Annotated in this window: 12 protein-coding genes; all 12 read left to right on the top strand. The window is 40.8% G+C overall.

The annotated features are described in order from the left end of the window. Nucleotides 1-4 precede the first annotated feature (4 nt). Nucleotides 5-943 carry a carbohydrate kinase family protein gene (locus tag C5O00_RS07585; protein WP_105216287.1) on the top strand — a complete coding sequence of 313 codons (939 nt, stop codon included), beginning with the start codon at nucleotides 5-7 and terminating at the stop codon, nucleotides 941-943. 19 nt (nucleotides 944-962) lie between these two features. Further along, nucleotides 963-2,543 carry a solute:sodium symporter family transporter gene (locus C5O00_RS07580; RefSeq protein ID WP_105216286.1) on the top strand — a complete coding sequence of 527 codons (1,581 nt, stop codon included), beginning with the start codon at nucleotides 963-965 and terminating at the stop codon, nucleotides 2,541-2,543. Nucleotides 2,544-2,645: 102 nt separating this feature from the next. Then, nucleotides 2,646-3,398 (top strand): DUF481 domain-containing protein, encoded by a 753-nt coding sequence (locus C5O00_RS07575; RefSeq protein ID WP_105216285.1) that lies wholly within the window; start codon nucleotides 2,646-2,648, stop codon nucleotides 3,396-3,398. 148 nt (nucleotides 3,399-3,546) lie between these two features. After that, nucleotides 3,547-3,876, top strand: coding sequence for an arsenosugar biosynthesis-associated peroxidase-like protein (locus tag C5O00_RS07570; protein ID WP_105216284.1), 330 nt, complete (start codon nucleotides 3,547-3,549; stop codon nucleotides 3,874-3,876). Between the two features lie 14 nt (nucleotides 3,877-3,890). Next, complete coding sequence (arsS, locus tag C5O00_RS07565; protein ID WP_105216283.1) at nucleotides 3,891-4,955, top strand: arsenosugar biosynthesis radical SAM (seleno)protein ArsS; 1,065 nt, start codon at nucleotides 3,891-3,893, stop codon at nucleotides 4,953-4,955. A 21-nt stretch (nucleotides 4,956-4,976) separates the two neighbouring features. Continuing rightward, nucleotides 4,977-5,480 (top strand): rhodanese-like domain-containing protein, encoded by a 504-nt coding sequence (locus C5O00_RS07560; protein WP_105216282.1) that lies wholly within the window; start codon nucleotides 4,977-4,979, stop codon nucleotides 5,478-5,480. Continuing rightward, on the top strand, nucleotides 5,473-6,099 hold the full coding sequence (locus C5O00_RS07555; RefSeq protein ID WP_105216281.1) for a TIGR04282 family arsenosugar biosynthesis glycosyltransferase: 627 nt from the start codon (nucleotides 5,473-5,475) through the stop codon (nucleotides 6,097-6,099). Before C5O00_RS07560 ends, C5O00_RS07555 begins: the two co-directional genes overlap by 8 nt. Next, complete coding sequence (locus C5O00_RS07550) at nucleotides 6,096-6,908, top strand: purine-nucleoside phosphorylase (protein ID WP_105216280.1); 813 nt, start codon at nucleotides 6,096-6,098, stop codon at nucleotides 6,906-6,908. Before C5O00_RS07555 ends, C5O00_RS07550 begins: the two co-directional genes overlap by 4 nt. 22 nt (nucleotides 6,909-6,930) lie before the next feature. Further along, nucleotides 6,931-7,899 (top strand): arsenosugar biosynthesis arsenite methyltransferase ArsM, encoded by a 969-nt coding sequence (gene arsM, locus C5O00_RS07545; protein ID WP_105216279.1) that lies wholly within the window; start codon nucleotides 6,931-6,933, stop codon nucleotides 7,897-7,899. A gap of 19 nt (nucleotides 7,900-7,918) precedes the next feature. Next, nucleotides 7,919-9,022 carry an inorganic phosphate transporter gene (locus C5O00_RS07540; protein WP_105216278.1) on the top strand — a complete coding sequence of 368 codons (1,104 nt, stop codon included), beginning with the start codon at nucleotides 7,919-7,921 and terminating at the stop codon, nucleotides 9,020-9,022. 103 nt (nucleotides 9,023-9,125) lie between these two features. Next, entirely contained in the window at nucleotides 9,126-9,923 is a 798-nt protein-coding gene (locus C5O00_RS07535) for a DUF547 domain-containing protein (RefSeq protein ID WP_105216277.1), read from the top strand. A 22-nt stretch (nucleotides 9,924-9,945) separates the two neighbouring features. Further along, nucleotides 9,946-10,653, top strand: a complete 708-nt coding sequence (locus C5O00_RS07530) for a TIGR04283 family arsenosugar biosynthesis glycosyltransferase (protein ID WP_105216276.1) — start codon at nucleotides 9,946-9,948, stop codon at nucleotides 10,651-10,653. Nucleotides 10,654-11,030: the final 377 nt, after the last annotated feature.

Below are 11,030 nucleotides of genomic sequence, written 5' to 3'. Positions count from 1 at the left end.
TAAAATGAAGAACAGACTTATTGATATTATTTGTATTGGTGAATCTCTAATTGATTTTATTGGCACACAGCCCGAGCATCCAATACATCAAATAAAAGATTATCACCGGTATCTCGGTGGGTCCCCTACCAATGTGGCGATGAATATGGCCAGACTCGGACTGAACGTGGAAATGATCTCCGCGGTTGGAAATGATGGGTTTGGGAAATATATTCGTGACCGACTTGGTGAAAATGAAGTTAAACACGATGGAATTAGAATTTCGGATTCTGAACCCACTACAGTGATTTTCGTTTCGAGAACAGTGGCAACGCCTGAATTTGTTGCCCTTAGAGGGGCAGATGCCGAAATTTTACCGCTCCAGATCACTGATGAAAAGCTTAAACAAGCTAAAATATTTCATACATCTTGCTTTGCTCTAAGCCGTCAGCCAGCACGAAATACCATACTCGATGCAGCCGAAAGAGCTGCCAACCTGGGATGCCAGTTAAGTATCGATATAAATTATTCTGAACAGATTTGGCCCGATACCCGGGAGGCGAAGTTGGCCATAACGAGGTTTTGTGGTTTTAATCCCATAGTTAAGGTGAGTCAGGATGACGTAGACAGGTTGTTTGGGGAAGGAATGAGTCACGAACAAATATTTAACTATCTTCATGATCTTGGTGTGGATCTGGTGTGCCTAACCCTTGGAAAAGATGGTGCAAAGCTAAGTGAACGAAATCATCCTGTCCTGGAACTATCGGCACTGAAAGTTGAAAAGATCATGGATGCTACGGGAGCCGGAGATGCGTTTTGGTCTGGGTTTTTATTCGCGTGGCTAAAAGGAAAACCTAAACAAAAATGTATGGAAGCGGCCCTGCAAATGGCTGCCATTAAATTACAGAATGTGGGACGAATACCCGATTTCGCCGATGTGATCTCTGATGTTTTAAAAATCTAATAGCTAACATATAGAACTTATGACCATTATTACTTTTTTGGCTTTTACCATTCTCGTTGGAGTTATTTCGTATTACGCTACACGTAAGACCGATGAACAAAGTTCAGACGGTTACTTCCTTGGTGGTAGAAGTCTAACCGCTGTTGTGATCGCCGGATCATTACTCCTCACCAATTTATCTACCGAACAAATTGTTGGTCTCAACGGGCAGTCGTATACGGAAGGAATCTTAGTAATGGCCTGGGAAACTTTGGCCGCTATTGCCATTGTTGTAACAGCTATATTTTTACTGCCCAGATACCTGAAGGGTGGTATTACAACCGTCCCTCAATTCCTGGAACGACGATACGATAAAGGCACCAAGGCTATTACTTCGGGCCTGTTCCTGTCTGGTTATATGATCGTGCTTTTGCCCATAGTTCTTTACTCCGGCGGACTGGCAATTAGCACTATGTTCAATGTTTCTGAAGCGTTTGGTATTTCCGATACCGCGGCTTTATGGGTCTGTGTTTGGGGTATAGGTATTGTAGGCTCGATCTATGCGATTTTCGGAGGGCTGAAAGCAGTTGCAGTCTCTGATACGGTAAATGCTGTTGGCTTGCTCATTGGAGGATTGATGATCCCTGTTTTCGGACTTTGGGAAGTTGGTAATGGAAGTGTAAGTGCCGGGATCAATGAATTAATGACAACCCTACCCGAAAAGTTCGTGGCTGCCGGAGATAGCGAATCGTCTATCCCGTTTGGTACTATTTTCACAGGTATGATGTTAGTACAATTATTCTACTGGGGAACTAACCAGGCTATCATACAGAGAGCCCTGGCGGCTAAAAATCTGAAGGAAGGACAAAAGGGTCTAATGCTTGCCGCATTTATAAAGATCCTGGGGCCGCTCATTGTTGTTCTCCCTGGGATAATTGCATTCTATTTGTATGAAAGTGAGATCACCAATGCAGATCAGGCTTACCCCACTCTAGTGCGTGAGGTGCTGCCCGCCTCTCTTGTTGGATTCTTTGCTGCCGTTTTATTTGGGGCTATTTTGAGTTCGTTTAATTCTGCTTTGAACAGTTCGGTCACCTTATTTGGTGTAGATATTTACAAGGAATATATCAATAAGGAAGCCACCGAAAAAACCATTGTAAAAAAAGGGAAGCTCTTTGGGATAGTACTGGCAGTTGCTTCCATGTTGATCGCCCCTTTTATCGCAAATGCTCCGGCCGGATTGTTTGGTTACCTTCAGGAAGTAAACGGCTGTTACAGTATACCTATACTAACCATAATAGTAGTTGGGTATTTAACTAAGCGCGTTCCGGCAATCGCTGCCAAGGTCGCGATCTTGTCTGGTGTAATTCTTTATACTATAAGTCAGTTTGTACTGGCGCCCATGTATGGCGATAGCTATCCTCATTTCCTACATGTGATGGCGATCTTATTTGTATTCAATATCCTGGTCATGCTCGTGATAGGGAAGTTCTATCCGCGCACAACAGATTATGTTCAATTACATACGAAACAAGTTGATATTACGGGTTGGAAATACGTTAAACCTGTGGGTCTTGCCATAGTGTTGATCGTAGTATTTACCTACATTTATTTTCAGTAAAAAATAGAAGATTGAAGACCGGTCCTCAAGATCCCGCAAAACTTTTTTGTGGGATCTTGTTTTATTTTTAATTTTAATCAAACTAACCATCTTGTAATAGCTATGCGATACTTCGCCTTCCTGTTTTTTCTTCTTATTTCAATATCCGCAGAATGTCAAATATTAAATGCCGAATCACTTCGCAAAGTGACGGATACTTCGGGGTTTTCGGGATCGATGAGCGCTTCGTTTGCTGTTAAGCGCAATGTAAACGATTTCCTTACCATTGGTAGTGATATCCATATTCAGTATAAAATGAAAGACCACCTTATACTCTTTAAGAACGATGTGGCATTTCAGAAGATAGAAGGTGAAAATTTCGACAACAGCCTTATTTCACATATTCGGTATAATTACCGTTTCCATCCCAGAATGGCCTGGGAGATATTTTTACAGGGGCAATATAATAAAGTGAATCTAATCGATTTCAGAGGGCTAGTAGGTACAGGTCCGCGTATAAAATTAACTACTTCCGAGAAGTACAAATTCTATTTAGGATTACTCGCCATGTACGAACATGAAAACGTAATTGACGGGGTCACACCCACCCAAAAGGATTTCAGGGCAAGCACCTATTTATCCTTCAGTCTATACCCTTCAGACCATGTTACGATTATTAGTACAACCTATTATCAGCCGCGAATCGACAAGTTTCATGACTATCGAATCTCGAGTATGAGTTCCTTAGTGGTAGACCTGTTTAAAAATTTCGCGCTGAAAACATCCTATACGTTCACTTATGACGCCTTCCCGGCTATAGGAATCCCAAATTCGCAATACGATTTCAGTACGGGAATTACTTACAGTTTCGATTAGTAAATTTAATTTTTAATATAAGTTACTGTTATAGTGTTATCTAAATTCTTTCGTAAGCTTTTCCCTATTTTTTAGACTACTTCGCTATATTTACGAAGATGAAGGAAAACCGATAATTCTTCGATTTCGTAACTATTAAAAATCACTTATGTCTTATTACGATCCTAAAGACCTGCGTAAGTTTGGAGATATCACTCAGTGGAGTGAAGAACTTGGCACTAAATTCTTCGATTACTACGGAAAAGTATTTGAAGAAGGGGCTTTAACAGCCAGGGAAAAGTCACTCATTGCCCTTGCTGTTTCTCATACCGAACAATGTCCATATTGTATAGATGCATATACCAAGGATTCCCTGCAACGGGGTGTCACCAAAGAGGAAATGATGGAAGCTATACATGTAGGTGCAGCTATCAGAAGTGGTGCCACGCTAGTGCATGGAGTAATGATGATGAACAAAGTGAACAAACTAGACGGATAAGGTAAAAACCACTTATGACGAAATTAAAAACCCAATCACTTCACAAAAGAAACAGCGACCTCGCGAAGTCGAACAGACAACTTGAGATTCTCTCTAATGGGATATTTCGTGATGGCGAACTTCCTACATTCGCCCAGAAGATCAAGGAAAGCGGACAATTCCCTTTGCGACCCAATAAACTGGAAGTATTACAGATCAATGTGGGCTACATGTGCAACCAGGTTTGTGACCACTGCCATGTAGATGCAGGGCCCGACAGAAAAGAGATCATGACATGGGAAACCATGGAACTTTGTCTGGATGTAATTAGAAACACCGGTGCCCACACCCTCGATCTAACAGGAGGCGCCCCGGAAATGAATCCAAATTTCAGGCGTTTTGTAGATGAGGCAAGTAAAGCGGGAATAAAGGATTTTATAGTTAGGAGTAACCTCACTATCATACGTGCGAATAAAAAATATTACGATCTGCCTCAGTTTTTTAAGGATCACAATGTACACGTGGTAAGTTCCATGCCACATTGGACACGTGGTAAAACCGACAAGCAACGCGGGGATGGTGTTTTCGATGCTTCTATCGAAGCCCTGAAAATGCTGAACGATGTTGGGTATGGAATGCCAGGCAGTGATCTAAGGCTAGACCTCGTTTACAACCCAAGTGGTGCCTTCTTACCAGGGGATCAGGCTAGTATGGAAAAAGATTTTAAAAAGGCCCTGCTAGATGATTTCGGGATACAGTTTCACAATCTGTTTGCTATTACAAATCTTCCTATATCTCGCTTTCTTGATTATTTGATAGCTTCCGAAAATTACGAGGATTATATGTATCAATTGGTAGATGCCTACAATCCTGAGGCCGTCGCTAATGTAATGTGTACTAATACAATTTCGGTGAGTTGGGATGGATATCTGTACGACTGCGACTTTAACCAGATGCTCGAATTAAAAGTGGCCAGTAAAGTGCAACATATAAAGGATTATAACGAAGCAGTGCTGAACGACAGGAATATCATTATTTCCCAGCATTGTTTTGGTTGTACCGCCGGAGCCGGAAGCAGTTGCCAGGGGAGTGTTGCATAACGCCTGTTGAGATTATTAGTCATGAAGTTGAGATTAGTTTATATTATATTATTTCTATTGGGCCTTCAAAGCTCTGCGCAGGAATCACTGCAGCAGTTACTCAATACCTATAACACCCGGTCCATTCCTTATATTTCGGTTGAAGAATTGAGAATGCTTCAGTTGAATGATGAGGTTTACATCCTGGATGCACGCGAATTTGAAGAATATGAAGTAAGCAGGATACCTGGAGGTTTATTTATAGGTTTTTCAGATTTTTCTTCGGAAATGATCACAGAAAAAATTCCTGACAGTGATCGAACTATCGTTGTGTATTGCTCGCTGGGAATACGTTCTGAAGAGATAGGTGAAAAACTCAGGAAAGCAGGCTACTCAAATATCAGGAATCTATACGGAGGTATATTCGAATGGAAAAACAATGGATACCCGATAGTAGATTCCGAAGGAAATGAAACAGAAAAAGTGCATTCATTCTCAAAAGCCTGGAGTAAATGGCTCACCAACGGAGAAAAGGTCTATGAATAAAGAACTCTTGATAATTTTCACGAGAAATCCTGAGCTGGGTAAAGTAAAAACCCGGTTGGCTGCTACGGTTGGTAACAAGATCGCGCTTAATATTTATAAATTCCTATTGGAGCACACCCGGCAGATCTCGATGGAATTAGACGTTTCTCGTCATTTATATTATTCGGAAGAAATTCACACCAAGGATGCCTGGGATAATTCGCTTTTCGATAAACGTTTACAGCAGGGTGAAGACCTGGGTGACCGCATGAAGCATGCTTTTCAAATGGGGCTGAAAGAAGGATACGAAAAGGTCATTATCATAGGGAGTGATATCTACGAGCTGGATACCGCCGATATTGAAGATGCCTTCTCTGCATTGGACCATAATGAAGTGGTAATAGGTCCTGCAGCAGATGGTGGATATTATCTGCTTGGGATGAGAACACTTATTCCCGAATTATTTGAAAATAAAGAATGGGGTAGTGACTCTGTCCTAAAGGACACACTTGCCCAATTATATGACAAACCTACCAGGTTGTTAACCGTAAAGAACGATGTGGACACCTATGACGATATAAAAGATGTCCCAGCCTTTAAACACTTTTTAACGCATATTAATGAAGCGAAACCTATATGACCAGACAAATTGAAGAAGCCGTTACATTTTTAGAAGAACGTGGTTTTGGCGTTCCCGAAATCGGGATCATCCTGGGTACGGGCCTAGGAAAGATTTTGGAATATGTCGATGTAGAAGCTGAAATGAGCTACAATCATATCCCTAATTTCCCCACTGCCACGGTCGAATTTCATACAGGAAAGTTAATTTACGGGGAATTGGGTGGTAAAAAAGTCATCCTAATGCAGGGAAGATTTCATATTTATGAAGGATATTCACTTCAGGATGTAACCTTTCCGGTACGAGTTATGCACCGGCTGGGAATAAAAAGATTACTGGTGAGCAATGCTTCCGGTGCCATAAATTTAAACTTCAACAAAGGAGAGATCATGCTTATAGATGATCATATCAATTTACAGGGAAGTTCACCTTTGGCTTTTAGAGGGGTAGAAAAGTTGGGAGAAAGATTTGTAGATATGAGTGCTCCTTACGACAAGGAGATGAATCAACTCATAGAAGAAATAGCCATAAATTACGACATAAAATTACACAAGGGAGTGTATGCCAGTGTAGTGGGACCTCAACTGGAAACACGTGCCGAATACAGATATCTTAAGATCATTGGCGCAGATGCTGTTGGTATGAGTACAGTACCGGAGGTAATCGTCGCTAATCATTTAGGGATTCCGGTGTCAGCTTTATCGGTATTAACCGACGAATGTGATCCGGATCATCTCGAACCGGTAGAAATCGTAGACATACTCGCAATGGCTGCAAAAGCAGAACCCGATATGATTACATTATTTACCGAGCTAATTAGATCCCTTTAATTAAATTTTAAAAATTTCACTCATGAGTTATTTAGAGACCACCCATGATCTTTATAAAGATGCAGCACTAACACCAGATGTAGGACTCTGTTGTACTACCAACCCAATTTGGGAATTACCTGGGCTTAAGATCCCTAAGATCATGCAGGAAATGAATTACGGTTGCGGAAGTACTGTACATGCCAGAGACCTCGTTAACAATCCTAAGATACTTTACGTAGGCGTTGGCGGCGGTATGGAGTTACTGCAGTTTTCCTATTTCTCAAGGCAAAAAGGAGGCGTGATTGGCGTGGATGTGGTAGATGAGATGCTGGAAGCTTCCAAAAAGAATTTTATTGAAGCCGAAGAGCAAAATCCGTGGTTTAAGAGTGAATTCGTCGAATTGCGCAAGGGAGATGCCATGAATCTTCCTGTCCCGGACAACAGTATAGATGTTGCTGCTCAAAACTGCTTGTTCAATATTTTTAAGGAGGAAGATCTTAAAAAGGCGATCGAAGAAATGTACCGGGTTTTAAAACCGCATGGTAGATTGGTGATGAGCGATCCAACTTGCGAACAATCCATGAATGAAACGCTTCGCAACGATGCGCGACTAAGAGCACTATGTCTAAGCGGTAGTCTTCCAATAAAGGATTATGTGAAAGCGCTTACCGATGTGGGCTTCGGCACCATTGAGATCAGGGCCCGTAAACCTTATCGTATACTGGACCCAAAAAATTACCCCACAGATGAACTCATTTATATAGAATCTATTGAGGTGGCAGCGATCAAAGATCCCATGCCTGAAGACGGCCCCTGTGTATTTACCGGGAAAGCAGCGATCTACTATGGGGAAGATGAATATCTGGATGATGGCAAGGGACATATCCTTCTGAAGAACCAACCCATAGCGGTTTGTGATAAAACGGCAGGCAATCTGGCCGACCTTGAGAGAGAAGATATTTTTATCAGCGACTCTACCTTTCATTACGATGGTGGAGGTTGTTGCTAAGTATATATCTCTTTTTTGAATGATCTATATCCTACTTTTTCTTGCAGCCTGTTTTCTATCATTCAGCAACGGTGCGAACGATAATTTTAAGGGGGTCGCTACTTTGTATGGTAGTGGAACTACGGCATTTAGAACTGCTATCAACTGGGCGACTTTAACAACCTTCGTCGGTGCAGTAGCAGCCATTTTTCTGGCAGAAACTCTTGTTAAAAACTTCTCGGGAAAGGGGTTAGTTCCCAATGATCTTATTCAAAACCCAATTTTTGCTACTTCAATTGCATTAGGAGCTGCCATAACGGTCTTTCTCGCCACCAAAATAGGAATGCCAATTTCTACAACGCACAGCCTTGTGGGTGCCTTAGTGGGAACCGGCATAATGGCTATTGGGGCAGATTTTAACTTCGGAAAACTTAGTAAGGCTTTTTTAATACCGCTAATCGTAAGTCCGTTAATCGCAGGGCTTCTGAGCTATCTTGCTTATCTCATTTTCCGAAACTTTAGAAAAAAATTAGGGATCACAAGAAACAGCTGTATATGTTTGGAAGAGGCTACTGTCATTCTAAAGGAAACACAAACTAATGTACCCATAGAATCTCATAGATCAATACAATTATCTAAGTGTAAGAAGAAATGTGATGAGTCTTACAACGGCAGAATAGTTGGTATATCGGCTGAAAAAGCTGTTAATACACTTCATTTTATTAGTGCCGGGGTAGTGAGTTTCGCAAGAGGGCTGAACGACACGCCAAAAATAGTGGGTTTACTGTTGATCATTAACGCTTTGGAGATAAAATGGGGCATGATTGCAGTTGCCATTACCATGGCGATTGGAGGCATGCTCAACGCCAGAAAAGTAGGTATCAATATTAGCAAGAAAATTACTCCTATGAACAGCGGCCAGGGGGTTACATCTAATCTTGTTACGGGCTTATTGGTTACCACGGCCAGTGTTCATGGTCTGCCGGTGTCCACAACTCATGTTTCGGTGGGGTCTATTTTTGGTATTGGAACTATCACAAAAAAATCCAATCATACGATGATCAAAAAGATATTAATGTCTTGGGTGCTTACCTTACCTGTAGCCGCCCTATTTAGTGCTATGGTCTTTTATATTCTCAAATAAGCAGTGTAAGCATAAACCGTTTTATTCGACCTCTTATTGGACTTTCCAATCTAAATGAAATCCATTGCGCAAATTTTTACGTAAATAGAAAAAATAGTCAGTTATGCACAAAACCTTAAAATTTATTTCAATTGGAATACTTTCATTATTCTTTCATCAGTGTTCCCTTTTCTCTGCTGCCGGACTTACCAGCCAGGGACAGCCTACCAAAGAAGTAAGTGGCACCCTAAATACGATATCCGCTTCCGAAGAAATTGTAGATCACAGCACTTGGGATAAATTATTGAAAAAGCATGTTGATGCCAACGGGATGGTGAATTATAAAGGATTCCAAAAGGATGAAAAAACTCTCATAGAGTATCTCACCATGTTGTCTAAAACCCAGCCCCTGGAAAGTTGGAGTGTTGAGGAGTTACTTGCCTATTATATAAATACCTATAACGCTTATACAGTTAAGCTGATCCTGGATAATTACCCGGTGAAAAGTATTAAGGACATTAGTGGTCCCTGGACAAGTGCTATTGTACCCATTGGCGATAAGACCCTTTCTTTGGGTGGAATTGAAAATGGAATACTTCGGAAAATGAACGAACCCAGGATACATTTCGCTATTAATTGTGCATCGATATCTTGTCCAAAGCTACTTAATGAAGCCTTTACTGCCTCAAGGATAGAAGCGCAACTGGACAAAGCTACCAGGGAATTTATCAACAGTGATAAAAATGATCTGAATAAATCGAATCCAAAATTGTCATCCATCTTCGACTGGTACCGAAAGGATTTTACCGTGGACGGAGAAGTGGATGTAATTGCCTACATTAATAAGTATACAACCAAAAAGATTGATAAAACAGCGTCTATCACCTATAAAAACTACAACTGGAATTTAAACGAACAGTAGGCAGTTTTACTATCTTTAAAACATGATTAGCGTTATTATCCCGGTATACAATGAAGCGGCATCAATTAGCGGTCTTCTGCATCATCTGGACACACACAGTAAGTCGGGCAAGATAACTGAAGTAATTATCGTAGACGGCGGAAGCACAGATGAGACAATCCCGTTAGCGAGGTCATTTAGTGAAAATGGCAGCGGTCTTCCACTAGTAATTTGTGAATCTGAAAAAGGCAGGGCGCGACAAATGAACGCTGGCGCCAATTTAGCCAGGGGCAACGTATTATACTTTCTACATGCAGATACGTTCCCTCCCGCGGGATTTGATGATGCTATACTCAAACAGGTTCAAAAAGGAAATAACGCCGGATGTTTCCGTATGAAATTCGACTCCAAACATCCTGTACTTATCTTTTCCCAATACTTCACCCGATTCAACTTCAAAGCCTGTCGTGGTGGAGATCAATCTCTTTTTGTTGAGCGTAGAATCTTCGATTCATTAAATGGTTTCGATGAAGAGTTCGAAATATATGAAGACTGTGATTTTATAGGAAAAATCTACGATCAGTATAAATTTACGGTGATCAATGACTATGTGATTACCTCGGCTAGAAAATATGCCAGAAACGGCACTATGAAACTGCAATATCATTTTACAATGATACATATCAGGAAATGGCTAGGTGCAGATGCCGCCGCATTGTCCAGATATTACAAGAAACATATTCAGACTTAATTGTTTCAGTTCGGTTAAAAGTTCCTATATCGGTATTAATAAAAATTAGTTTTATCGATTTATCTATAGTTTTTCCTACAATTTTCTAATTAAAACTTCTTCAGAAAACACATTTTGTCTTCAATTTTTTACACTTTATCTATTATATATTGTGTTTCATCGTTTTACGTACGAATTATTTGTAAGGCAGCATTGGTTTGTCTTATGTTTGTCTTGTAGGATTTTACGTATAAGGAACAATTCAGTTAATACGAAACATCGCATACGATTTATAATAATATGATATAATCCCATTGAAAGAGCAGAACACGACCCTGTTTTAGGTAATGTCAGGGAATCATTAGTGTTGTTGTTTTTTGGGAAAAAGCTGTTTCGCC

Origin of the sequence: Pukyongia salina, from assembly GCF_002966125.1 — a bacterium.
Lineage (GTDB): Bacteria > Bacteroidota > Bacteroidia > Flavobacteriales > Flavobacteriaceae > Pukyongia > Pukyongia salina.
The sequence above is the reverse complement of the archived record's forward strand: the minus strand, read 5'-3'. Positions and strand labels throughout refer to the sequence as shown.

What these genes read in the sequence shown, in the direction of transcription:
- C5O00_RS07585 (WP_105216287.1), top strand. Translation starts at nt 5, where the DNA reads ATGAAGAACAGACTTATTGATATTATTTGTATTGGTGAATCTCTAATT.
- C5O00_RS07580 (WP_105216286.1), top strand. Translation starts at nt 963, where the DNA reads ATGACCATTATTACTTTTTTGGCTTTTACCATTCTCGTTGGAGTTATT.
- C5O00_RS07575 (WP_105216285.1), top strand. Translation starts at nt 2,646, where the DNA reads ATGCGATACTTCGCCTTCCTGTTTTTTCTTCTTATTTCAATATCCGCA.
- C5O00_RS07570 (WP_105216284.1), top strand. Translation starts at nt 3,547, where the DNA reads ATGTCTTATTACGATCCTAAAGACCTGCGTAAGTTTGGAGATATCACT.
- arsS (WP_105216283.1), top strand. Translation starts at nt 3,891, where the DNA reads ATGACGAAATTAAAAACCCAATCACTTCACAAAAGAAACAGCGACCTC.
- C5O00_RS07560 (WP_105216282.1), top strand. Translation starts at nt 4,977, where the DNA reads ATGAAGTTGAGATTAGTTTATATTATATTATTTCTATTGGGCCTTCAA.
- C5O00_RS07555 (WP_105216281.1), top strand. Translation starts at nt 5,473, where the DNA reads ATGAATAAAGAACTCTTGATAATTTTCACGAGAAATCCTGAGCTGGGT.
- C5O00_RS07550 (WP_105216280.1), top strand. Translation starts at nt 6,096, where the DNA reads ATGACCAGACAAATTGAAGAAGCCGTTACATTTTTAGAAGAACGTGGT.
- arsM (WP_105216279.1), top strand. Translation starts at nt 6,931, where the DNA reads ATGAGTTATTTAGAGACCACCCATGATCTTTATAAAGATGCAGCACTA.
- C5O00_RS07540 (WP_105216278.1), top strand. Translation starts at nt 7,919, where the DNA reads ATGATCTATATCCTACTTTTTCTTGCAGCCTGTTTTCTATCATTCAGC.
- C5O00_RS07535 (WP_105216277.1), top strand. Translation starts at nt 9,126, where the DNA reads ATGCACAAAACCTTAAAATTTATTTCAATTGGAATACTTTCATTATTC.
- C5O00_RS07530 (WP_105216276.1), top strand. Translation starts at nt 9,946, where the DNA reads ATGATTAGCGTTATTATCCCGGTATACAATGAAGCGGCATCAATTAGC.